The sequence below is a fragment of the Paraburkholderia sp. BR10936 genome (genome assembly GCF_040965735.1).
In the GTDB taxonomy this organism is placed as follows: domain Bacteria; phylum Pseudomonadota; class Gammaproteobacteria; order Burkholderiales; family Burkholderiaceae; genus Paraburkholderia; species Paraburkholderia nodosa_A.
Genome location: NZ_JBFRCM010000024.1, coordinates 64,166 through 87,017, shown reverse-complemented (window position 1 = coordinate 87,017; position 22,852 = coordinate 64,166). Strand labels below are relative to the sequence as shown.

Sequence of the window (22,852 nt, the reverse complement as noted above, 5' to 3'; positions counted from 1 at the left end):
CTGCTCGCCGTGCTCGCGGGCACGGGCCGCGCCGCGCTGCGCGACATCTCGCAGGAGGTGCGTTCGCGCCGGCGCATCTTTAGTCATGGCAATGCGCCTTCGTTCGCGCAAGATCCGCAGGTCCAGCAGGTCGTGGGCCAGGTCTCGTCGCTCGTGTTCGCCGCCGAGGCAACAGCCGTGCGCGCGGCACAGGCTTCGCAACGCGCGTATGAGGCGCGTTTCGGGGGCGATGCGCACGCCGAGCACGAGGCGAACGTCGACGCCGAACTGGATTCTGCGCGCGGCCAGAGCGCGATTGCCGACCTCGTGCTGCGCGCGACCACGCTGCTGTTCAACGCGCTTGGCGCATCGGGCACGAGCGAGCAGAAGCGGCTCGACCGCCACTGGCGCAACGCCCGCACGGCGGCCTCGCACAATCCGATCGTCTTCAAGGAGCGCATTGTGGGAGATCGCGAAATCAACGGCACCGAGCCGCCGTACGTTTGGGCGATCGGAGCCGGTCCCGCGAAGGGGCAGAAGGCGGCCTGAGTACGAACGTGCGGTGCCGTCTCGCGGACGGCGCCGCTATTTGATGGCCGCGATTTCCTTCGTCCTGATCAGCCGCGCGCGCAGCACGTTGCGGCTGATGCCGAGAAGTTTCGCCGCCTGAATCTGGTTGCGGTGGCTGTACTCGAACGCCGTGCGCATGACCATGTCCTCGATCTGCTCGAAAAGATTCTCGTGCTCGCCGTTGAACAGTTCGAGCAACGCCGATTCGAGTGCGTAGTGCGGGCCGCTCGGCGCACTCACGCTCGCACCAGCCGGGGCCGTGATGCCCGACGAGAACAGGTGCAGGTCACCGTCCTGAAGGGTGTCGTGGCGGCTCACGAGCAGGGCGTGATGAATCACGTTCTCAAGCTCGCGAATGTTGCCCGGCCAGCTGTACGCGAGCAGCTTCTGTTCGGCGCGCGGCGAGATCGTGCCTGGCCCGTAACCGAGCCGGCCGCGGTAGTCCTCGATGAAGTAGCGGGCGAGCGGAAGGATGTCGCCGGTGCGCTCGCGCAGCGTCGGAATGGCGAGCTGTACGACGTTGAGTCGGTAGAACAGGTCGCTGCGGAAATGCCCGGCCGCCACCGCGTGCTGCAGGTGGACATTCGTCGCCGCCACCACGCGCACGTCGATCGGAATACCGCGCCGGGAACCAAGCCGCACGACCTCGCGCTCCTGCAGCACACGCAGCAGCTTGACCTGCATCGACAGCGGCAGGTCGCCGATCTCGTCGAGGAAGAGCGTGCCGCCGTTGGCCGCCTCGAACCAGCCCGGCTTGGCGTTGAACGCGCCGGTGAAGGCGCCTTTCTCGTGCCCGAACAGCTCGCTTTCGACCAGCGTTTCAGAAAACGCGCCGCAGTTGACCGCGACAAACGGCTTGTCGCGCCGCCCGCTCAGACTGTGGACGTGGCGCGCGATCAGTTCCTTGCCCGTGCCGGTCTCGCCGATGATCAGGATATTTGCGTCGCTGGGCGCGACCAGCTGGATCCGCTCAAGCAGTTCGATCGAGCGGGGATCGACGAAGACCTGCGCGCGCGCACGGATCGAGGTGGTCAGCGAATGCCTGTGCGGCAGCGTGAGGACAGAAACATCGCCGTTGGCTTCGGCATCATCGGGCCATGCGTGGGAGAGCGGTTGGTTCATGAGTAGAAGCTCGGCGTAGGATAGGTTCGGTTGAGCGCCCATTCGCCGATCTCGCGGATCTTGTAGGCGAGCGGATCGTGTAGCGTATGGGTGCGCAGGTTGCGCCAGTGGCGGTCGAGCCGAAGCTCTCCATGGGTCGCGCGGGCGCCGGCGACATCGAACATGCGCGTACAGATGTCGAGGCCTGTTTGTGCGGCCACGACCTTGGCGCTCGCAATGGCTAGCGCCACCTCGCCGCGTTCGGTCGCCGTGAGGCCGGTGTCGCGCGACCATGCCTTGTCCAGTCCTGCAGCGGCCCGGTCCGCGAGCGCGCGGGCGGATTCCAGTCCGAGCCAGAACTCGCCGTAATGGCTCAGGATGTACGGGTCCTCGCCGGTGCTCGCGACCTTCGCGGCGGGCCAGGGCCGTGCTTCGTTCAGGGTGTAGTGACGGGCGTCCTCGAACGCGGCCTCGGCAATGCCGAGATAGATGTTCGTCAGGATCAGTTGCGCAACGAGTGGCCTCAGACATGCAAACGGCGACGAGAGCGGTCCTGGGTCCGAAAGGATCTCGTGATGCTCGACGCGGACCCGTTCGAACGTCACCGAACCGCTGTCGGTCTGGCGTTGGCCGAAATTATTCCAGTCGTCTGCGATCGCGATACCGCTTCGCTGGGTTGGCACGGCGGCTACGAGAAACGCACGCGTTTCGGCGTAGCGCGCGGAGACGATCAGCATTTCCGAGTCGAGCGCGCCCGAGCAGAAGCTCTTTTGCCCGCTGAATTCGAGCCACGCTCCGCGCGGATGCGCAAGTGTGCGTTCGTCGAGCGGATTGAGCGCATTGCCCCAGAACCACCGGTGCCGCGAGGTCTGTTCGAACAGCGCCTGCCATTGCTCCCGCGAGCCGAACAGGCGGGCCGTGGCCAGCATCAGGTGATGGAATCCGAACACGTGCGCGAGTGAACTGTCGGCGCACGCGAGCACGCGCACGACGTCGAGAGTCGTGCGCCAGTCCGCACCGAGGCCGCCATGTACCGCAGGGATGCTCAGTGCGAGCAGGCCGCTCGCACGCAGCGCGTCGCGTTCCGCCTTCGGTGTGCCGCCGCGCGCGTCGCGCTCAGCTGCGGTCCGCGCAAAGCGTTCAGCAAGACGCCGGGCGACGCTCAATGGCGATTCGACCTGCGGGATGGGCCGGATGTCCTCCGGCGCGTCGGCCAGCGGCAACGATAGGGAAGTGGATGCCATTGCAGTGTGATCGGGTGAAGCAGCACTGCACGCGCATGCGTGCTGCAGGATCAGCACAGTGTTCAAGGTTTTGGCACTCGAGAGAAGCAAGGATTTCTCATAACCTAATCAGGCTGCTGCGCTAGCAGCATCGAGACGCGAACCCATGCGTCTTAAGTACTTCCATTCATGTGACGAACCAGTGCTGCTGCGTGGGAAGCAACGAAGAAGCAGCGCTGTTGCCGGTGCGTCATCACATGTCGGCATATCGATCCGAGTGCTGCCGGGATGTGCTTATCAGGTGCATTTCCCCTTCCGGTAAGCCGCTCGATGACGAAAACTGCTGCTATGTCAGCCGTTCATCTGTAAGTAGCCAGTTCGCGCGATTTGGCACAGTCCTTGCCTTTAGCTCATGACGGGACCGATCAGACACGTCCCGATTCACGAAGGAATCCTCATGAGCAAGAAATACAAGATCGTGGCCGTGTCGGGCAGCTTGCAGCGGCCGTCGCGCACGCTGGCGCTGGTGCAGTCGCTGCTGTCCGCGCTGGAAGCCGCGCTGCCTGTCGAAATCCGCGTGATCGATCTCGGCGAGATCGCCGGACGGCTCTCCGGTGCGCTCACGCGTGCGCAGGTGCCGGCGGATATCGAAGAACACATCCGGGCGATCGAGACAGCCGACCTCGTGATTGCGGCAAGTCCGGTGTATCGCGCCTCCTATACCGGCCTCTTCAAGCATCTGTTCGATCTCGTGCACCACGAGGCGCTGATCGATGTTCCGGTGCTGCTGGCCGCCACGGGCGGCAGCGAGCGTCATGCGCTCGTGATCGATCACCAGTTGCGGCCGCTCTTCAGCTTCTTCCAGGCGCACACGCTGCCGATCGGCGTCTACGCCTCCGAAAGCGATTTCGATCGCTACGAGATCGCAAGCGACGCGTTGCGCGCTCGTATCGCACTCGCTGTAGAGCGTGCGGCACCGTACGTCGGTGCGCGTGCGGAAAACGTTACTGCGGCGCTCGCCGTTTGAATCCAAAGTCATTCAAGGAATCTTCAATGAGCCAGACTTCCCAAACCAGAGATGCCCTCAAGTTCGCCTACTGGGTGCCCAACGTGAGCGGCGGCCTTGTCGTCAGCACGATCGAGCAGCGCACCGACTGGAGCCTCGAGTACAACCAGCGTCTTGCGCAGACCGCCGAGCGTGCGGGCTTTGAATATGCTCTGAGCCAGATTCGCTTCACGGCCGGCTACGGCGCGGAGTATCAGCACGAGTCGGTCTCGTTTAGCCAGGCGCTGCTGCAGTCGACCACCAGGCTCAAGGTGCTCGCAGCGATCCTGCCTGGTCCGTGGCATCCGGCAGTGGTCGCCAAGCAGATCGCCACCATCGACCACATCTCGAACGGCCGCATCGCGATCAACGTCGTGAGCGGCTGGTTCAAGGGCGAGTTCACCGCGATCGGTGAACCGTGGCTCGAGCACGACGAGCGTTACCGCCGCTCGAACGAGTTCATCCGCGCGCTCAAGGGCATCTGGACCGAGGACAACTTCACGTTCAAGGGCGACTTCTACCGCTTCAACAACTACACGTTGAGTCCGAAGCCGGTGCAGAAGCCCCATCCCGAGATTTTCCAGGGCGGCAGCTCGCGCGCGGCGCGCGACAACGCGGCGAGTGTATCGGACTGGTATTTCACGAACGGCAACACGCCCGAGAATCTCAAGGCCCAGATCGACGATATCCGTGCGAAGGCGGCGCAGAACAATCACCAGGTGCGTATCGGCGTCAATGCCTTCGTGATCGCGCGCGATACTGAAGAGGAAGCGAAGGCCGTGCTCGACGACATCATCAGGCATGCGCACGTCGAGGCGGTGCACGCGTTCGGCGATGCGGTCAAGGAGGCGGGCAAGGCGTCGCCGGAAGGCGAGGGCAACTGGGCCAAGTCGACCTTCGAGGATCTCGTTCAGTACAACGACGGCTTCCGCACGAACCTGATCGGCACGCCGCAGCAGATCGCCGAACGTATCGTCGAACTGAAGTCGATCGGGGTCGACCTGGTGCTGACCGGCTTCCTGCATTTCATCGAGGAAGTCGAGTATTTCGGCCAGAAGGTGCTGCCGCTCGTGCGCGAGCTCGAGGCCCAGCGCGAAAAGCAGGCCGCCTGACGCAAGCGGCGGCGGGGCGAGGCCGGGCGCGCGAGCAGACCCGCCCGCACGAAACAGAAGAACACAACTGGGAAACGGCACCCCAAGGGGTGAATCAGCATGACGCAAGCCTCGACGGCCCTGCTCGCGCTCGACGGCATTTCCGTGTCGTTCGGGGGCGTCAAGGCCATTACCGATATCAGTTTCGAAGTGGCGGCAGGCGAGATCTGTGCGTTGATCGGCCCGAACGGCGCGGGCAAGAGTTCGCTGCTGAACGTGATCAACGGCGTCTATCGTCCGCAGCATGGCGCGCTGCGCTTCGACGGCCATGCTTACCGGCGCATGGACGCGCACGACGCCGCGCATCGCGGCATCGCACGCACGTTCCAGAACCTCGCGCTGTTCCGGCGCATGAGCGTGTTCGACAACGTGCTGGCCGGGCGCAACCTGCATCGCCGTAGTACATGGCTCGAGCAGACACTGCACGTTGGCCGTGCCGCACGGGATGAAGCCTTGCAGCGCGAGCGCGCTGAGCGCGTGATCGAAGCACTGGATCTGCAGCCCTGGCGCGACAGCGTGGTGGGCACCCTGTCCTACGGGTTACAGAAGCGGGTCGAGCTGGCGCGTGCGCTCGCTGCCGAACCACGCCTGCTGCTGCTCGACGAGCCCATGGCCGGCATGAATACCGAGGAGAAGCACGCGATGGCCGGGTACGTGCTCGATGCCAACGAGCATCTGGGCGTCACGGTCGTGCTGATCGAGCACGACATCGGCGTGGTGATGGGCTTGTCCGATCACGTGGTCGTGCTCGACTACGGAAAAAAGATTGCCGACGGCAGGCCCAACGAAGTCCGCACGAACCCGGATGTGCTGGCGGCCTATCTCGGCACACGTCATTGAGAGGGTGCGCAATGCAATTCTTTTTCGAGGTGCTGGTGGGCGGACTGCTGGCCGGCGTGATGTATTCGCTGGTCGCGATCGGCTTCGTGCTGATCTACAAGGCGTCGGGCATCTTCAACTTCGCGCAGGGCTCGCTCGTGCTGTTCGGTGCGCTGACTTACGTGAGCCTCGTTGAGCGCGGCTGGAACCCGTGGCTGTCGTTCGGGGCGACGCTCGCCGCGCTCGTACTGATCGCGATCGCAACCGGCCGCTTCGTGCTGCGCCCGCTCGTCAACCGCGCGCCGATCGTGCTGTTCATGGCCACCCTCGGTCTGAGCCTGATTCTCGAAGGCGCGGCGCAGCTGTTCTGGGGCGCGCAGGTGCACGGGCTCGATCTCGGCATCGACGACCGGCCGCTGCATCTGGGCGGCGTAATGGTGAGCCGCTTCGACCTGTTCGCGGCCGCCACGGCGGGCGTGCTGGTGCTTGCGCTGTCGCAGCTCGCGAAGCGCTCGCGTTTTGGCCTGTCGCTGCGGGCCGTGGCCGACGATCCGCTCGCCGCCTTCGCGGTCGGCGTGCGGCTGCCGCGCGTCTGGGCCATCGTCTGGGCACTGGCTGGCTTCGTCAGCCTCGTTGCGGGTCTGCTCTGGGGCGCGCGGCTCGGCGTGCAGTTCTCGCTCTCGCTCGTCGTGCTCAAGGCTCTGCCGGTGCTGATCATCGGCGGCTTCTCGTCGATCGGCGGCGCGATCGTCGGCGGGCTGCTGGTCGGCGCAACGGAGAAGCTGGCCGAGGTTTATGTCGGGAGCGTGATCGGCGACGGCATCGAGAACTGGTTCCCCTATCTGCTTGCAATGCTGTTCCTGCTCGCGCGCCCGTCCGGCCTGTTCGGCGAGGCGGCCGTCGAGCGCGTTTAAGGAAACCTTGATGGAATTGACCCGTCCCCTCGCCGAACCGCGCCGGCTGAACCTGCGCCGGCTGGCGGTGCCGCTTGCGGGCGCGCTCGTCGCGTTTGCCGGCGTGCCGCTCGCGGCGAACGACTACTGGCTGAACGCGATCCTCGTGCCGTTTCTGATCCTGTCCGTGGCCGGACTCGGACTGAACTTCCTGACCGGCTATGCGGGGCAGTTGTCGCTCGGTTCGGCCGCGTTCATGTCGATCGGCGCCTATGCGACCTACAACCTGCTCGTACGTGTGCCTGCGCTGCCGCTGCCGGTCGACCTGCTGCTCGGCGGCCTGGTCAGCGCCGCGGCCGGCGTGCTGTTCGGACTGCCGAGCCTGCGTATCAAGGGCTTCTACCTGATCGTCTCGACGCTGGCCGCCCAGTTCTTCGTGGTCTGGCTGTTCACGCGCGTGGGGTGGTTCTCGAACTACGACACGTCCGGCGTGTTGAGCGCGCCGCAGCTCGCGATCGGTCGCTGGCGCATCGACACGCCGGTGTCGCGCTACCTGTTCGTGCTCGGCGTCGCGACCTTGCTGTTCGCATTCGGCGCGAGCCTCGTGCGCAGCGAACTTGGCCGGCGCTGGATGGCTGTACGCGACATGGAAGCCGCCGCGCGCGTGATCGGCATCCCGGTGGGGCGCAGCAAGCTGCTGGCCTTCGCGCTGAGTTCCTTCGTGCTTGGCATCGCCGGCGCGCTGTGGGCCTTCGCGTATCTCGGCACGATCGAGCCGGACGGCTTCAACCTGAATCTTTCGTTCCAGGTGCTGTTCATCATCATCATCGGCGGCATGGGCAGCATCTCGGGCAACTTTCTTGGCGCCGCCTTCATCGTTTTACTGCCGATCCTGCTTTCGAACGCGGCTGGCGCGCTGGCCCACGCAGGCATCGGCGCAGACCAGGTGCAGAACCTGCAGAAGATCGTCTTCGGTACGCTGATCATCGTCTTTCTGATCAAGGAACCGGAAGGCCTCGCGAGACTCGTGCAGATCGTCCGTCAACGTCGGCCGAAGCAATCCTGAGCCGTTAATCTCCCCGCCTTATTGTTTCTTTTATCGTTCAAGGAATATTTTGTTATGCGAAATAATGATATTCGTCCCTCTCGCGCCAAGTGGCGACAGTGGTCCTCGGCTTTCGTGGCCGCGCTTGCGCTCACCGTTGGCGCGTTGCCTCAGGTGTATGCGGCGGGTGAGGAGTATTTTCCGCTGCAAAGCTACCGGGTCGGCCCCTACGCAGCCGGTGGCAGCGGCTTCTTCGGCGGCTTCATCGACTATCTGCAGTTGATCAACGCGCGCGACGGGGGCGTGAACGGCGTCAAGCTCGTGTGGAAGGAGTGCGAGACCGAGTACGTGGTGGAGAAGGGCGTCGAATGCTATGAGCGCCTGAAGAGCGGCGGCCCCGACGGCGCGCCGACCGCGGCTACGAACCCGTTGTCGGTCGGTATCGCTTACGCGACGCTCGACCGTTCGGCGGCCGACAAGATCCCGCTCATCACGATCAACCATGGCCGCACCGATTCGACCGACGGTGCAGTGTTCCCTTATGTGTTCCCGCTGCAGCTGAATCCGTACAGCGAGGTCTCCGCGATCGTCAACTACATCGGGCAGCGCTCGGGTGGTCTCGCCGCGCTCAAGGGCAAGAAGATTGTCGTGCTATATCACGGTTCGCCGTACGGCCGCGAAACGATTCCTGTGGTCGATCTGCTCGCGAAGAAATATGGCTTCGACGTGACCCAGATCGAAGTGCCGCATCCTGGCAACGAACAGGGTTCGCAGTGGCTGAAGATTCACCAGATCAATCCCGACTGGGTGATCTTGCGCGGCTGGGGTGTGATGAATCCAGTAGCGATCAAGACCGCGCAGAAGGTCGGCTATCCGGTCGATCACATCATCGGCAACATCTGGAGCAATTCCGAGGAAGACGTCCGGCCCGCAGGTGATGCGGCAAAGGGCTTCATCTCGATCACGACGCACCCCTCGGGCACGGACTACCCGGTGCTGCAGGCGATCAACCAGTACGTGGTGAAGCCCGGCAACGGCAACCTCAAGGACCCGGCGCGCTTTGGCACCGTCTACTACAACCTGGGCGTGGTGAACGGTATTCTCAACGTCGAGGCGGTGCGCGTTGCGCAGCGCAAGTTCGGCAACAAGCCGCTCACGGGCGAGCAGGTGCGCTGGGGCTTCGAGCATCTGGATCTGGACGATGCGCGCCTCAAGCAACTCGGCGCACTCGGCCTCGTGCAGCCGCTCAAATTGACCTGCGCGGACCACGAAGGCGGCGGTGCCGTGCGCTTCCAGCAATGGGACGGCCGGAAATGGAACGTGATCAGCAACTGGGTGCAGGCGGACCGCGAGCTGCTACGTCCGATCATCGAGAAGTCTGCGCTGTCGTACGCGAAGGAAAAGGGCATTACGCCACGCGATTGCAGCAAGGACCTCTAACATGACGAGCACTCCGATCCTGCAGGTCGACGAGATCGCCGTGACCTATAGCCAGATCATCCCCGCCTTGCGCGGGGTGTCGCTGGCGGTGCCCGAGGGCGAGATCGTCGCGCTGCTCGGCGGCAACGGCGCGGGCAAGACGACCACGCTCAGGGCGATCTCGAACCTCGTACGCGCGGAGCGTGGCGAACTGACGGGCGGTCGCATCGTCTATCGCGGCGACGATGTCGCGCGCGTCGAGCCGTGGACACTGGTCGAGCGCGGACTTGTCCAGGTGCTTGAAGGGCGGCGCTGCTTTGCGCACCTGTCAGTCGAGGAAAACCTGCGGATCGGATCGTTCGCCAGGCGGCCGCGACGGGCTGAGATCGAGGCCCATCTCGAGCGGATCTACGGGATCTTTCCGCGTCTGAAGGTCAAGCGCCAGTCGCTGGCGGGATTGACGTCGGGTGGCGAGCAGCAGATGGTGGCGATCGGCCGTGCGCTGATGGCGCGTCCTTCGCTCGTGCTGCTCGACGAGCCTTCAATGGGGCTTGCGCCGATGGTCGTCGAGGAAATTTTCGAGATCGTCGCGGCGCTCAACCGCGACGAGGGGGTCAGTTTTCTGCTCGCGGAGCAGAACGCGACGATGGCGCTGCGTTATGCAAAGCATGGCTATGTACTCGAAGGCGGTCGCGTGGTTGCACACGGATCGGCAGCCGAGCTCGCGCGCCTCGACGTGCTGCACGACGCATACCTTGGCGGCGCAGCGGTCGATTACATTGCGCGCCGCTCCGGGCGCGCGAGACAGGCTTTGACTGGCTGATATGTGCCCAAGCGATGGTGTGGAAACGCAGAAGTGCCCGGCTCGGGTGTCGTTCAATTCCCATAGCCCGTCATCTTATTGTGCAAAATTTCGAACACCCCGTGCGAACCTGAGGGAATTATCGAACGGCGCGGCAGCGCCCATACTGGCGCCATCCGTTCACGAGGAGCACGACATGCCGCAGCCGTCCAACCATTCCCCCGCCCAGACCCAACAACGCGCACAACCCGCGCGCACGTTCCCATTCGCCGGCCGCACCGTCAACCGTGTGGGCTACGGGGCCATGCAGCTTGCCGGCCCCGGCGTATTCGGCCCGCCGAAGGACCGCGCGGCTGCCGTGGCTGTGCTGCGCGAGGCGCTCGCACTCGGCGTAAACCATCTCGACACGAGCGACTTCTATGGCCCGCACGTGACGAACCAGATCATCCGCGAGGCGCTCCATCCCTATGCCGACGATCTCACGATCGTCACCAAGGTGGGCGCGGTGCGCGACGGCACGGGCGCCTGGCTGCCCGCGCTGGAGCCCTCCGACATCGAGCGCGCCGTGCACGACAATCTGCGCAATCTGGGGCTCGACACGCTCGACGTGGTCAATCTGCGCATCATGGGCGACGTCCACAAGCCCGCCGAAGGCTCCGTCGAACGGGAAATGGAAGCGCTCGCCGCACTGCGCGAGCACGGGCTCGTGCGCCACATCGGCATCTCCAACGCGACAGCGAAGCAGATCGACGATGCAGAAAAGATCGCACCGATAGTCTGTGTCCAGAACCACTACAACCTGGTGCACCGCGACGACGATGGGTTGATCGATGCGCTGGCGGCACGCGGTATCGCCTATGTGCCGTTCTTCCCGCTGGGCGGTTTCACGCCGATTCAGTCCTCAGCGCTGTCAGACATCGCAAGAATGCTCGAGGCCACGCCGATGGCCGTTGCGCTAGCGTGGCTTCTGCACCGGTCGCCAAATATTCTTTTGATTCCGGGGACATCGTCGCTTGCGCATCTACGCGAGAACATGACAGCGCAGACGCTTGAGCTCTCCGGTGAGGTACTGGCGCAACTGGACGCGATTGGGAAAGGGCAGAAGACAATCGCATGAATCGATCGCCGCAGGCGCACAGGAGAATGTCTACGGCGTGGCCCGTAGCCGGGAACGTTGTATGTATGGGCGCGTTCGAATTGTCCGATAATCCCATCTGATTAGAATAGGCTGTGCGGGAAATCGAACAGTGCGGGGTGAACCGGCGAAGGGATATCGCATTCGCAGGATTGCAGACGAGCTGGCGCTCAACGACCGGACCGTTAGCACGTACAAGACGCGGCTGATGGAAAAGCTCGGGGCGAAGTCTCTCATCGAACTGGCTGAAGTCGCGCGTCGCAACGGACTCATCTCAACAATCGAAATAGAGCACCCCGGCAGTTCGGGGTACGAACCGGCGTCGGCCCCGGCAACCCAGCCGTCAGGCGATACGCACGCGCTTCTCGACACATTGCCCTACGCCGTTTCCATCCGGTCGATGGACGGACGCATCGTGTTTGCTAACCGTCATTTGCAGACGCTGCTCGGGCAACGTGGCGCCGACCTTTACGATGCTGATCTGCCTCAGCAGGCCCGCGCTCTGGGCGCAGACGAGGCAACCGCGCGCCGCGTGGAATCGGCATTTTGTGACACGGTTGCGAGCGGTGTGCCGTATCGCGTCGACGCAGTCGGCGTGGCCGACGGCCAGACGGCGATCGGGGTTCACTGGGGGGCGCCTCTCCTCGACGATGCCGGAAGCTTCACGAAGATGATCTGCGGCACGTTCAACGTGAGCGGGCCGGAGCGTATGTTCGTCGAACTGCGCGACGCATGCGCGGCAACGCTTGAGATCTGGGAAGCGCGAGCGGCGCACGCGTTGACGTTTGGCCAGGTGATCGGCGAGTCGATCACGCGTGCGCTGGCTATTCTCGATTCAGGCGAGGGGGGCTCTCAGGCGGATTGCGGATCGTCAGGGGAACTGCGCGGACGGCTGCTCGTCGCACAAATGCATCTGCGTCAACTTCAGGCACTGATGGCCTCGAATGAGCCGCGGCACGAGTCACGCACTGAGCGAAGCGATGTTCGGCAGCTAACGCGGGAGGTTGCCGCGACGGTCGAGCGCGATGCGACACCGCTGGGCATACGTGTCACGACACGATTTCAGGGGCGTGGCGGCACGCTCGTTTGGGTCGATATCGACGGCTACGCGCAACTGCTTTCCACCCTCCTTTATGAAGCCATCCGCAATGCGGGGCCGGGCGCCACTGTGCCCCTGCGTTTTTCATCCACGCTGCGCACGGGCGGCATGGTCGATATTGCCGTGGAGATAGGTTCCGAAGGCAAGAGCCCGAATGCACGGCGGGACGATACCAGTAACATCGGCGTACATGTCGCGCAAACCGGGCAGCAACTCCAACAGCACATGGCGACGGCACTTGGCGCGAAATTACGGAGGAGTGACCAGACCGGATCATCCTTGACTGTTCTGACCATGACGTTGCTGCGAACGGAGAGCAACAGGAACACAACAGCGCCCCTGGATGGGTCGTGACAGAGTCCCGCGTGAAGCGTCAGTGCCGTGCGTAAGGCGGCTGGTGTAGTGCCTTCCCTACACGAAAATCAGGGATCGCCAATATTGCAGTAAGCCTGGCAGGGTCATTATCTGCTCATCTTCGAATCGCCTAAAGGCCATCAAGATGAACACGATCTTCCTGATGCAAATGGGTAACCCTGCGATGCGAGAACTCATTGCCCACAGCACGAGGACTGCGCTTTATACGTTTTACCTCGCAACAGAGTTGACGGGGAAAACTCGAGGCGCACCGGGCCATGATCGATGCGATCCCCAACTGCTTGCACTGGCGGCGTTGTTCCACGACATCGGAAAGCTAGTCGTGCCGGAGAACATCCTTGAGAAGCCGCAGCGCCTGACAAGCGAGGAGTTCCGCATCATTCAAACGCACACCGTTGCAGGTGCTGCGATGATTTCGCGCACGATGGTCAACGTTCCACTGGCGGCGAAGCAAACGATGGAAGACATTTGTCGCTTCCACCACGAAAGGTGGGACGGCTCGGGGTATCCCGAAGGGCGCAAGGGGGAGGAAATCCCATTCGGGGCACGCATCGTCGCAATTTGCGACGCCTACGATGCGATGGTTCACGATCGCGCGTATTCCCGCGCGCGTTCTCATGAATCGGCACGCGCAATCATCTCGGAGGGTCGCGGCGCGCTGTTCGACTCGTACCTCGCCGATGTGTTTCTTTCTCTGCCGTCCCGGCTCCTGATGATCTGCCCGGCGTAGCCTGTGTGGGCTCGTTGATATTCGTTGGTTTGCAGTTCAAAGTGCAGATTCGGATTGCGAAGAACCGGAGGGTTAGCTAGAACACGCATCGCGCGCCGCCATTGATGAGCCATCCGCGGAATCCGCCATTGCCGATCTGCTGCTGGTAGGACACGCGGCCATAGAGCGAGAGGTTGGTCGTATAGGTGCCGTTGATGCCGAGCGAATATTGGAGGGCGTCTCCCATCTTGCCGCTCGCGAACTGAACGTCGCTGATCTGCACGTTGGTGCCAGTCGTGAACGAGTGCAACACGTCGATTTCCGCATACGGTGTGACGCGCCCGGTGTGAACGTCGAAGGGGCGTGTGATACGCAACCCGAGGCGCCCCGTAAGCTGATTCTGCGAGCCGATATTGATGTCGAGATCGTCTGCATCCAACGAGTTGTGGAAGCTCAGATGCTGGCCGACGAGCTGGATCTGGGGCTCGATGTTGATGCGATACGGCAGCGCAAACGGATAGCCGGCTTCCAGCGAAGCCGCGTAGCTGTTTCCCTGCAGTTTCATGGTTTGGCCTCTCGCTGTTGTGTCGACGTCGCCATTGAACCAGCCTACCGAGAGAATGCCGTCGAAATACCAGCCCTGCCGGCTCTGGTAGGTGCCAAAGCCAGATAACCGGTAGGTGTTCGAGCGGCTGCTGCTCGGACCATCGACAGCCTCGGGTTCGAAATGGAGCCAGCCCACCGAACCAGCCAGTCCGAATCGCCACAGACCGTTGTCGTTGCGTAACCTGAACGCATTCGCTCCGAACTGAAACGCGCTGTAGTCGCCGAACATGTTGTAACCGAACTGCTGAAAGCCTATGTTCGACGAATAATTGAAGTCGCCGCCGTATGCGCGGAAGAACATTTCAGCGGGTCCGCCGTCACGACCAAGATCGCTGTCGTCGCGGATCTCGCCGAGGCGGCGATGCAACGAGTCCATATCGATCAGGCCGGCGTAGAGAAACGCGGCGGGCGCCCCCAGATACGCGGCCACCTGCGGAACCACGGCCGGGCGTGCGTTGAGGGGGATCCGCACCTCCTCTTCTGGCACGGGCGAGGGGGGCAACGGTCCTGGGCCCGGGTCGACAGGATCGACCGGCCCCTCCGGCGTTACATATACGCTCTGCAGGCGATAGTCCCAATGTTCACCGCCGCTGCCGACTAGCCGCTGCGTGTCGTCGGCGCTGCCATGCGATGACTGTGTACCATAGGCATAGAGCGCGTATTCATATGGGCTCTCCGGCGCGACGACATAGCCGCCCGCGAGCCGGAACGCACCCTGTGCCGAAACACCCGCGACCTGCACGACCGAGATGCCCTCGTTGGGGCCGATCACGCCGGTCGGCGCCGTGAGTCCGCCTGGGCTGCCCGGAACCGGCTTCACGTCGACATACGTGACACCCGATGCATTGCCCGCAATGAGCAAACGATCCGTAAATTGCGCGCTCAACGAGCCGCCCGCATTGAGCCACGTATTCACGGCGACCGTGCCCTGCGTGCCGTTGTAGTTGCCGGTCACATTGACCACGCGATACGAGGACGCGGAGGTCCGCGCCGTGCCGAGCGCCGACGACGCCTGGAAGTCAATCAGGCTGTTCGCGTTCGTCAGCGTGGAGACCGTGGAGTCGCCGGTCACATTCCAGCGGCTCGAATTCGTGAGGTTCAGCGTCGTCGTGCTGTCCGTGTCGGTCAGTACCGTGCCATTGAGCGTCGAACTGTCCGCATTGACGGTGAGCGTCGAGGGGAGAGAGGCCGTCGTCGCATCGAGCGCTGCGCTCGCCCCCGTGACCACGGATCCCGTGAGCGCCGCGTTGGCCACGCCGCCCGCGACAAGGATGCCCGCGCCCTTGTCCGCCTGCACCGTCGTGTTGGTGAGCGTAACGTTTTCCTCGGGCTCTCCCGCGCGCAAGACGGGAAGTGCGGCGGCCAGCGTCACGCCCGGCGTGGCGGGATGCGTGTCGGCAACCGGGTTTGCCGCTGTGGATGCCGTTGCGCTACCCGAAAGATACAAGCCGTTACTGTTGTCGCCCGTCGCGTGCAGCGATGCACCGTTGGCGTTCAGCGTGCCGCCGTTGGTGACGCGCACCGCATGCGAACCGCTCCCGCTCGTGGTCACGCTCGTACCCGCGCCGTTGGCATCGCGTGCGAGCGTCGCGCTCGACAGGCCGTCGACGACTACGCCCGCCGCGTTCGCTCCGCTCGTCGACACGCTGCCGCCGTTGGCCTGCAAGATACCCGTGGCCCAGACGTAGTAACCCGCGGCACCCGCGCCTGTTGTCGTGATCGTGACATCGGTGGCGCTGGCGCTCGCACTGAGGCCTCCGACGAGCAGGCCATAGGCGTTGCTTCCCGCGCTGCGGATCGCGGTGCCGTTCAGCATGGCAAGCACGGAATTTGCGAACCACGTTGCGTATGCACTCGGCCCGGCCGTCGACACGTTGCCGCCCTGCATTGTCACGGTCGCGTCCGTCGCGCCATAGACACCGGGGCTCTGGCTGCCCGTCGTCGAGATGTGGTCGTTCGTCAGCGTCGCGCTCGAGCCTGTGCCGCTGACGTACACGCCGCGCGCCGTCGTTCCGCTCGTGCTGATCGTTGCGCCTTCGATCGCGGCGGTGCTGCCGCCCGTGACCCAGACTCCGTGCGCCGTGCTGCCCGAGGTGGTAACGCCGCCGCCCTGCATCTCGAGGCTGGCGCTGTTGCCCAGATAGATGCCATAACCCGTCGCACCTCCCGTTGAAACGCCCATTCCGTTGAGTGTTGCCCTTGCGCTATTCGTGAGCCAGATTCCGAGCGCGCCCGAACCCGTGGTCTTGATCGAGCCGCCCTGTGCAGTGAATGTCGAAGCGGTGTCGTAGATGCCGTGCGCATTGTCACCCGTGGTCGAGAACTGCGCGTTCGTCAGGGCGGCTGTCGAGGCGCCGCTCTCATAGAGCGCGATACCCGATGTGCCGCTCGAACTGAAAAGCGTGCCGTTCGCGTTGAGCGTCGAGGCGTTGTAGATGTATGTGGTGTAGGCGCTGGGCGCGACGGTCGACACCGAACCGTTGGTGAGATTGATCGTGGACGCCGAGGAAGCGATTCCGTATGTCGACGTCCCCAGCGCGCGTACGTCGGTGTTGATGAGGTTGATTGTCGGGCCGACTGTGCCGGAATAGGGATAAGCGCGCACGCCGTACGCATTGGTGTAGCCGCTCGATGTGGTGATCGATGAATCTCGCAGCGTGATGACGGGTGCGCCAAATGTGGTGCTGTAGGCTCGAATTCCATCTGCCGAGTTGCCGGCGGTCGTGATATAGAGATTGGTGGCGTCGAGCGTAGTGGGAGTCGTCGCCGAGCCCGAATAGGGCGCGTAGATGCCGTGCACCTGTTGCCCGTCGGTCGAGACATAGGTGCCGTAGCCGTGGCTGCTGCCGTTGATCGTCAGCGCGCCACCCGAAACGTACAGGCCATCGTTGGGTGCACCATTCACATAATGCGAATAAATCATGACATTGCCGGGCTGTGACCCGGCATCTGGATTGATGACGACTGAGCCGTATGGTTCGACCGACACACCAGCGCCGCCCAGTTGACCTGGATACGGCGGCTGCGGGTCGATCGTTGTTGAACCAACAATCAGGCCCCTGATGTTATTGAACTTCTGGGAGTAGCTGTAACTGCCGGGGCCAACCACAACGTCGTATTGCGCGTGGACTGATGTCGCGGCGCACAGCGCGAGCCATGCGCTAATGGACGCGGGGATGACGCGCCGCCGCCCCGAATGATATGTGCGCGAAACCTCACGGAGCGCGGAACGATCCATACACCGCCTGTGGCCGTAGTGCCTCTTCTTGCGCATCTCGCCTCCAAAGGTCGGCGCGACGAAGACCGCCGTCGCAAAAGGCGCTTCACGGCACGACATCCTGTTCGTCTGGCGCGCCAGACATTGAATGAGGAATACTAAATAGAATAGATTCCCCAAGAGCCGCCGCTTGTCTCTGCAATCTCCCATCCGGCACCTGTTGCCGAACTAAACCGAAGCCGACGTATAGACGAAATACTACAAAACATTACATCTGGGAAGGGTTTTCATTCGAATTATCGGTGGCGCGTTTTCGGTTGGTTCTTTTTGGCGTCTATTCCCGTGCTGATTTTAGAATATGATTGTTTCAGGAATTGAAGCACGGCATTCCGATTGATTACTTATTTAGTATTCAAATCGAGATCAGGTGGATGTTAAAAAACAAGACGCACTCGCGACAGACTCAATTGTTTCGCATCACGTCGACGATACGTTCGGGCGTACTTTCCACGTCACTGGAGATGTGAAGGTTATCTTTGCAGTTTACCTTCACATCACCTAGAATGCGGGGATGACCGAACGCGCCCAAACTCCCCCTCCCGACCTTGCCGCGGCACTTGCCGGCGACCTGCGCGCACTGGTCGGGCAGTTGCGCCGCCGTTTTCGCGAGCAGGCGATCCTCGGCGACTTCACGCCTTCCCAGATGGCCGTGCTGCAGCGACTCGAGCGCGAGGGGCCGTCCACGGTGTCGAGCCTCGCGCGCGCGGAGGGCATGCGCCCGCAGTCCATGGGGACGCTCATCGCGCCGCTCGAGGCGGCGGGCCATATCAGCGGCGCACCCGACCCGAACGACGGGCGCCAAACGCTCTGGTCGCTCACTCAAGCCTTTCGCGAGTGGCTCAAGGAAGGGCGGGCGGCGCGCCAGGACTGGCTCTCGCGCAGGATCGACACGCGCCTTTCGGCCGCCGAGCAACAGCAGCTAGCCGCGGCAGTCGAACTGCTCAAGCGGCTCGTGGCCGACTAAGGCGAGGCGGTCACATGGGCGCTCCAGCATCCGGATTCTTTCGTTCGCTCAGGACTTACAACTATCGCGTGTGGTCCGCTGGCGCGCTCGTCTCGAACGTCGGCACGTGGATGCAGCGCACGGCGCAAGACTGGCTCGTGCTCACCGGGCTCACGCATCACAGCGCAGCGGCGGTCGGTATCGTGATGGGCTTGCAGTTCGGCCCTCAAATGCTGTTCATGCCCTGGTCGGGCTTCGCCGCCGACCACTTCGACCAGCGCAAGCTGCTCATGGTCACGCAGGCGCTGCTCGGCACGCTGGCCATTGCACTGGGCGTGCTCACGGCAACGGGGCTCGTGCAGCTTTGGCACGTGTACGTGTTCGCGTTCCTGTTCGGCTGCACGACGGCATTCGATTCGCCGGTGCGGCAAACCTTCGTCTCGGAGCTGGTGGGCGACGCCGATCTCTCCAACGCCGTCGCGCTCAATTCCACCTCGTTCAACGCCGCGCGCATGTTAGGCCCGGCCGTGGCGGGAATCGTCATTGCGTCGGTGGGCGTGGGCTGGGCCTTCCTGCTCAACGGCCTGTCGTTCGTCGCCGTACTGGTTTCGCTCACGCGTTTGCGCGTGGACGAACTGCGTTCGGCAAGACGTACGCAACCCGCGAAGGGCGGGATTGCCGCGGGGTTCCACTACGTGTGGGCGCGTCCGGACCTGCGGGCCATTCTCGTCATGCTGTTTTTGATCGGCACCTTCGGGCTGAATTTTCCGATCTTCATCTCGACGATGGCCGTGAACGTCTTTCACGCCGACGCGGGACGCTATGGACTCCTGTCTTCGATGATGGCGGTGGGCACCATGAGCGGCGCCTTCTTCGGAGCGGGGCGCAGCCATCCGCGTTTCATCTCGCTGCTGTTCGCAGCGGCGGCGTTCGGAGTGGGTTGCGTGCTGGCTTCTGTTGCGCCGGGCTACTGGTGGTTCGGCGGCGCGCTCGTGATGATCGGCATCGCGGCGCTCACGTTCACCACCGAAACCAACAGCCTCATGCAGCTGTCCACCGAGCCCGGCATGCGGGGCCGCGTGCTGGCGATTCGGCTGGCCGTGGCGCTGGGCGGCACGCCCATCGGTGCGCCGATCGTGGGGTGGGTCGCCGACCACTGGGGGCCGCGCTGGGCCTTGCTGGTCGGCGCGGCTTCAGGCTTCGCGGCGGCGATCGTCGCGGCCCGCACGCTCGCGCGGCGGGCCCACGAGAAGCCATAGCGCGCCGCACGGTTACCCACAAGCACGCGCAATCACGCACTATCAGGCGGGCTTCAACTCCACGCGCTTGATGTCCTTCACGATCACGAGATAGCTGATCACCGTAACGATCGCGTTGATGCCGACAAAGGCGAGCGCGCCGTTGAACGAGCCGGTTTCCGCCACGAGATAGCCGATCACGATCGGCGTGACGATGCCGGCCACATTGCCGAACATGTTGAAGATCGAGCCCGAGAGGCCGATGGCTTCGCGCGGCGCGGTATCGGCGATCACGGCCCAGCCGAGCGCGCCCAGACCCTTGCCGAAGAACGCGAGCGACATGAGCGCGACCACGATCCAGTCGCTGTTCACGTAGTTGCAGCCGACGATGCACGACGAGAGCACCATGCCGCCGACGATCGGCACCTTGCGCGCCATGGTGAGCGAGCGGCCCGAGCGGACCAGGGCGTCCGAAGCCACGCCGCCCAGCACCCCGCCCAGGAAGCCGCAGATCGCCGGCAGCGAAGCAATGAGCCCAGCCTTCAGGATGGTCATGTGGCGCGCCTGCACGAGGTAGATCGGGAACCACGTGAGGAAGAAGTACGTGAGCACGTTGATGCAGTACTGCGCGAGATAGACGCCCAGCAGCATGCGGTTGCCGAGCAGCTGGCGGATGACCGCCCAGTTCGCGCCCTTACGTTCCCTGCGCTCGCCGCGCGCTGCGTGTTGATGCCCGTTCACTATGCCGCCGCCCGCCTCGATGTATTCGAGTTCCTGCTGGTTCACGCCCGGATGATCGGCCGGATTCTTCATGAAGCGGATCCACGCGAAGGCGAGCACGAGGCCGCCCACGCCCATCACGATATAAACGTGATGCCAGCCATACGCATGCGTGAGCCACGCCATGAGCGGCGTGAACACGACGGCTGCGAAATACTGCGCCGAATTGAAAATCGCCGACGCCGTGCCGCGCTCTTTCGCCGGGAACCAGCTCGCCACGACTTTCGCGTTGGCGGGGAAGGCGGGCGCTTCGGCCGCGCCCATCGCGAAGCGCAGCGCGAAAAGGCCCGCAATCGCTGCGCCCGCGCTGCCGAGCAGGCCAATCGAGCTTTGCAGCAGCGTGAACAGCGACCACAGGAAGATGCTGCCCGCGTACACTCTGCGCGCGCCGAAGCGGTCGAGCACCCAACCCGCGGGCACCTGCGCGAGCACATAGGCCCAGCTGAACGCCGAGAAGATGTAGCCCATGTGGATGGCGTCGAGCCCGAACTCGGTTCGCATGGCCGAACCCGTGACCGAGAGCGTGGCGCGGTCAGCGTAATTGAGCGTGGTGATGATGAAGATCAGCGAGAGGATCAGGTAGCGCACCCTGGTGCGCCTGGCGACATCGGACTGCGTGGCGGTGCGGCTCAACGACATGTGGATCGACCTCTCTCGTGCGCGAGAGGCAGGCCGCTGCGCTCACGCCGCGGCCTGCCTCTGCTGTCTCCGGACGGCGCGCCTCGTGCACGCCGCATCTACTTACGCAAGAACGCGCCTGACTCGCGTCAAGCGCGTTCTGTTTGTGGACCTGATTCGCTACTTGTTCAGTCAGTTGTCAGAAAGTTGTTTGACATCGTGACTAGTTGTCTGAGCTAATCGTACAACGCCCGGGAAGCCGATGCAACCGGACCGTATGCCTCTTGAGTCGGCCTCAGGGTAAACTCGATTTTCAGGATAGTCGCGCGATTATGGATGATGCGGCCAAGTTGTTGGACAACATGGCGATTGGCCCCTCAAGACTCCGGCATTTGAGCCGTAAAGAAGAACACCATGGAAACCGGGGATTGAAGCAACATGCGCAACACGACGGTACGAGCCAGCCTCCTTGCAGTGCTGGTGATCTTTGGCGTGATGATCCTGATTGGCGGCTTCGCGGGCGTGTTCTCGCTCAGGGAGTCGAACGCCAGCGCCCAACGCCTGCATGAAATCGCGCGTCAGACCATTCTGGTCAACGACGCCTACAAGGACACCACACGCACGCGTTCGGCGCTCGTGCGCGGCTACAGCGCGCTCAAGGAACGCAACGACACGGCGACGCGCGACTCCGCGCTGAAGAGCGCGGCCCACAGCTTCGAGCTTTCGACGAGCGAGACGCAGGCCTTCGCCAATGCGCCGGCTTTCGACGGCATGGACGCGGACCTCAAGCGGCAGTTGCTCGAGTCGGCGGCGCAACTCTCGAACACGCTCACGCGCGCCACCGACGCGCTGCGCAACGGCGACACGGCCGCGTACGTGGCAGTGAACGACACCGACATCACCGCCGCGGGCGCAGCCTATTCGGTGAACGTGGAGAAGTTCCAGAAGCTCGCCAACGCGCTCGCCGAGGCGACGCTCGACGACGGCAACGCGCGCTATGGATGGATCGTCACGCTCGTGGGCGTGGGCGTGGCCATCGCGCTGGCGCTCGTCGTCGTCACGCATTTTGCTTTGCAGCGTATCGTGTCGCGCCCGCTGGCCGACGCCGCGGCGGTGCTCGATCGCATTGCCTCGAACGATCTCACCGTGCGCGTGCCCGAAGCAGGCCGCAACGAAATCGGCGTGCTGTTCGCGGCCATGCGACGGATGCAGGCGGGGCTCTCGCACACCGTGGCCGGCGTGCGCGACAGTTGTGACGCAATTCACACGGCCGCGCGCGAGATTGCGGCGGGCAATCTCGATCTGTCGAGCCGCACGGAAGAACAGTCCGCCTCGCTCGAAGAAACGGCCGCGAGTATGGAAGAACTCACCTCCACGGTGAAGCAGAACTCCGTGAACGCATCCGAGGCCAGCACGCTCGCCACGGGCGCGGCCGAACTCGCGCAGCGCGGCGGCGACGTGGTGGGACGCGCCGTGCAGACCATGCAGGACATCAGCGCCAGCTCGCAGAAGATTGCCGAGATCACGAGCATGATCGACAGCATCGCGTTCCAGACCAATATTCTTGCGCTCAACGCCGCCGTGGAATCGGCGCGCGCGGGCGAGCAGGGACGCGGCTTCGCCGTGGTCGCGGGCGAAGTGCGCACGCTCGCGCAGCGCAGTGCAGGCGCCGCACGCGAGATCAAGGAGCTGATCGGCGCCTCGATGGAAGACGTGCGCAACGGCAACGCGCTCGTCGCGCAGGCAGGCGAGGCGATGAGCGAGATCGTCAACTCGGTACGCAACGTCGCCACCATCATGGCCGAGATCACGACGGCCACCGCCGAGCAGAGCACAGGCATTCAGCAGGTGGGCATGGCCGTGAGTCAGATGGATCAGGTCACGCAGCAGAACGCCGCGCTCGTCGAGCAGGCCGCTGCCGCCGCAAGCGCGCTCGAGCATCAGGCGCAATCGATGAGGGAAGCAGTTTCGGTGTTTCGCGTCGGCGCGCTTGCGTGAGGATGGATATGCGCAAGACCAATCAAT

Annotated in this window: 17 protein-coding genes and 1 pseudogene; 14 read left to right on the top strand and 4 right to left on the bottom strand. The window is 63.7% G+C overall.

Features of this window, described 5'->3' with window-relative positions; all coding sequences use genetic code 11:
* Window positions 1-528: pseudogene (locus tag AB4Y36_RS35235) on the top strand (monooxygenase); the annotation flags it as partial.
* A 36-nt stretch (window positions 529-564) separates the two neighbouring features.
* On the opposite strand, the gene AB4Y36_RS35230 reads toward AB4Y36_RS35235, so the two are convergent.
* Window positions 565-1,671 carry a sigma-54-dependent Fis family transcriptional regulator gene (locus tag AB4Y36_RS35230; protein WP_069268640.1) on the bottom strand — a complete coding sequence of 369 codons (1,107 nt, stop codon included), beginning with the start codon at window positions 1,669-1,671 and terminating at the stop codon, window positions 565-567.
* On the bottom strand, window positions 1,668-2,894 hold the full coding sequence (locus tag AB4Y36_RS35225; protein WP_368685445.1) for an acyl-CoA dehydrogenase family protein: 1,227 nt from the start codon (window positions 2,892-2,894) through the stop codon (window positions 1,668-1,670). The genes AB4Y36_RS35230 and AB4Y36_RS35225 overlap by 4 nt, the downstream gene beginning before the upstream one ends.
* Before the next feature lie 436 nt (window positions 2,895-3,330).
* On the opposite strand from AB4Y36_RS35225, the gene msuE reads away from it, so the two are divergent.
* The 10 genes from msuE to AB4Y36_RS35175 all read left to right on the top strand — a co-directional run bounded on the left by msuE (window position 3,331) and on the right by AB4Y36_RS35175 (window position 13,386).
* A complete protein-coding gene (gene msuE / locus AB4Y36_RS35220; protein ID WP_368685444.1) occupies window positions 3,331-3,900 on the top strand; it encodes an FMN reductase in 570 nt (189 codons plus the stop codon).
* Between the two features lie 26 nt (window positions 3,901-3,926).
* Window positions 3,927-5,030 (top strand): dimethylsulfone monooxygenase SfnG, encoded by a 1,104-nt coding sequence (gene sfnG, locus AB4Y36_RS35215; RefSeq protein WP_368685443.1) that lies wholly within the window; start codon window positions 3,927-3,929, stop codon window positions 5,028-5,030.
* A 99-nt stretch (window positions 5,031-5,129) separates the two neighbouring features.
* Window positions 5,130-5,909 carry an ABC transporter ATP-binding protein gene (locus AB4Y36_RS35210; protein ID WP_368685442.1) on the top strand — a complete coding sequence of 260 codons (780 nt, stop codon included), beginning with the start codon at window positions 5,130-5,132 and terminating at the stop codon, window positions 5,907-5,909.
* Between the two features lie 11 nt (window positions 5,910-5,920).
* Entirely contained in the window at window positions 5,921-6,802 is an 882-nt protein-coding gene (locus AB4Y36_RS35205; RefSeq protein WP_368685441.1) for a branched-chain amino acid ABC transporter permease, read from the top strand.
* Between the two features lie 10 nt (window positions 6,803-6,812).
* Window positions 6,813-7,847: a branched-chain amino acid ABC transporter permease gene (locus AB4Y36_RS35200; RefSeq protein ID WP_368685440.1), complete on the top strand. Its 1,035-nt coding sequence runs from the start codon at window positions 6,813-6,815 to the stop codon at window positions 7,845-7,847.
* Between the two features lie 54 nt (window positions 7,848-7,901).
* Entirely contained in the window at window positions 7,902-9,266 is a 1,365-nt protein-coding gene (locus AB4Y36_RS35195) for an ABC transporter substrate-binding protein (protein ID WP_368685439.1), read from the top strand.
* Window position 9,267: 1 nt separating this feature from the next.
* The gene (locus AB4Y36_RS35190) at window positions 9,268-10,068 is read left to right on the top strand and encodes an ABC transporter ATP-binding protein (protein ID WP_069268633.1); all 801 of its coding nucleotides are present in this window, start codon (window positions 9,268-9,270) and stop codon (window positions 10,066-10,068) included.
* A gap of 175 nt (window positions 10,069-10,243) precedes the next feature.
* Complete coding sequence (locus tag AB4Y36_RS35185; RefSeq protein ID WP_368685438.1) at window positions 10,244-11,164, top strand: aldo/keto reductase family oxidoreductase; 921 nt, start codon at window positions 10,244-10,246, stop codon at window positions 11,162-11,164.
* Window positions 11,165-11,294: 130 nt separating this feature from the next.
* The gene (locus AB4Y36_RS35180; RefSeq protein WP_368685437.1) at window positions 11,295-12,635 is read left to right on the top strand and encodes a LuxR C-terminal-related transcriptional regulator; all 1,341 of its coding nucleotides are present in this window, start codon (window positions 11,295-11,297) and stop codon (window positions 12,633-12,635) included.
* Between the two features lie 145 nt (window positions 12,636-12,780).
* On the top strand, window positions 12,781-13,386 hold the full coding sequence (locus tag AB4Y36_RS35175; protein ID WP_368685436.1) for an HD-GYP domain-containing protein: 606 nt from the start codon (window positions 12,781-12,783) through the stop codon (window positions 13,384-13,386).
* A gap of 76 nt (window positions 13,387-13,462) precedes the next feature.
* On the opposite strand, the gene AB4Y36_RS35170 is transcribed toward AB4Y36_RS35175, so the two are convergent.
* Window positions 13,463-16,894 carry an autotransporter outer membrane beta-barrel domain-containing protein gene (locus tag AB4Y36_RS35170; protein WP_368685435.1) on the bottom strand — a complete coding sequence of 1,144 codons (3,432 nt, stop codon included), beginning with the start codon at window positions 16,892-16,894 and terminating at the stop codon, window positions 13,463-13,465.
* An 865-nt stretch (window positions 16,895-17,759) separates the two neighbouring features.
* Here AB4Y36_RS35170 and AB4Y36_RS35165 point away from each other — a divergent pair.
* Together AB4Y36_RS35165 and AB4Y36_RS35160 are read left to right on the top strand one after the other, a co-directional pair.
* The gene (locus AB4Y36_RS35165) at window positions 17,760-18,212 is read left to right on the top strand and encodes a MarR family transcriptional regulator (protein WP_342948910.1); all 453 of its coding nucleotides are present in this window, start codon (window positions 17,760-17,762) and stop codon (window positions 18,210-18,212) included.
* Between the two features lie 14 nt (window positions 18,213-18,226).
* On the top strand, window positions 18,227-19,450 hold the full coding sequence (locus AB4Y36_RS35160) for an MFS transporter (protein WP_342948909.1): 1,224 nt from the start codon (window positions 18,227-18,229) through the stop codon (window positions 19,448-19,450).
* Window positions 19,451-19,492: 42 nt separating this feature from the next.
* On the opposite strand, the gene AB4Y36_RS35155 is transcribed toward AB4Y36_RS35160, so the two are convergent.
* Window positions 19,493-20,848 carry an MFS transporter gene (locus AB4Y36_RS35155; protein WP_342948908.1) on the bottom strand — a complete coding sequence of 452 codons (1,356 nt, stop codon included), beginning with the start codon at window positions 20,846-20,848 and terminating at the stop codon, window positions 19,493-19,495.
* Window positions 20,849-21,265: 417 nt separating this feature from the next.
* On the opposite strand from AB4Y36_RS35155, the gene AB4Y36_RS35150 reads away from it, so the two are divergent.
* Window positions 21,266-22,825, top strand: coding sequence for a methyl-accepting chemotaxis protein (locus AB4Y36_RS35150; protein WP_368685434.1), 1,560 nt, complete (start codon window positions 21,266-21,268; stop codon window positions 22,823-22,825).
* The last annotated feature ends 27 nt before the right edge of the window (window positions 22,826-22,852 follow it).

Coding starts and splice junctions, on each gene's coding strand:
- AB4Y36_RS35170 (WP_368685435.1), bottom strand. CDS start 16,894: ATGATTTATTCGCATTATGTGAATGGTGCACCCAACGATGGCCTGTAC.
- AB4Y36_RS35230 (WP_069268640.1), bottom strand. CDS start 1,671: ATGAACCAACCGCTCTCCCACGCATGGCCCGATGATGCCGAAGCCAAC.
- AB4Y36_RS35200 (WP_368685440.1), top strand. CDS start 6,813: ATGGAATTGACCCGTCCCCTCGCCGAACCGCGCCGGCTGAACCTGCGC.
- sfnG (WP_368685443.1), top strand. CDS start 3,927: ATGAGCCAGACTTCCCAAACCAGAGATGCCCTCAAGTTCGCCTACTGG.
- AB4Y36_RS35165 (WP_342948910.1), top strand. CDS start 17,760: ATGACCGAACGCGCCCAAACTCCCCCTCCCGACCTTGCCGCGGCACTT.
- AB4Y36_RS35205 (WP_368685441.1), top strand. CDS start 5,921: ATGCAATTCTTTTTCGAGGTGCTGGTGGGCGGACTGCTGGCCGGCGTG.
- AB4Y36_RS35150 (WP_368685434.1), top strand. CDS start 21,266: ATGCGCAACACGACGGTACGAGCCAGCCTCCTTGCAGTGCTGGTGATC.
- AB4Y36_RS35195 (WP_368685439.1), top strand. CDS start 7,902: ATGCGAAATAATGATATTCGTCCCTCTCGCGCCAAGTGGCGACAGTGG.
- AB4Y36_RS35190 (WP_069268633.1), top strand. CDS start 9,268: ATGACGAGCACTCCGATCCTGCAGGTCGACGAGATCGCCGTGACCTAT.
- AB4Y36_RS35210 (WP_368685442.1), top strand. CDS start 5,130: ATGACGCAAGCCTCGACGGCCCTGCTCGCGCTCGACGGCATTTCCGTG.
- AB4Y36_RS35160 (WP_342948909.1), top strand. CDS start 18,227: ATGGGCGCTCCAGCATCCGGATTCTTTCGTTCGCTCAGGACTTACAAC.
- msuE (WP_368685444.1), top strand. CDS start 3,331: ATGAGCAAGAAATACAAGATCGTGGCCGTGTCGGGCAGCTTGCAGCGG.
- AB4Y36_RS35225 (WP_368685445.1), bottom strand. CDS start 2,894: ATGGCATCCACTTCCCTATCGTTGCCGCTGGCCGACGCGCCGGAGGAC.
- AB4Y36_RS35185 (WP_368685438.1), top strand. CDS start 10,244: ATGCCGCAGCCGTCCAACCATTCCCCCGCCCAGACCCAACAACGCGCA.
- AB4Y36_RS35155 (WP_342948908.1), bottom strand. CDS start 20,848: ATGTCGTTGAGCCGCACCGCCACGCAGTCCGATGTCGCCAGGCGCACC.
- AB4Y36_RS35175 (WP_368685436.1), top strand. CDS start 12,781: ATGAACACGATCTTCCTGATGCAAATGGGTAACCCTGCGATGCGAGAA.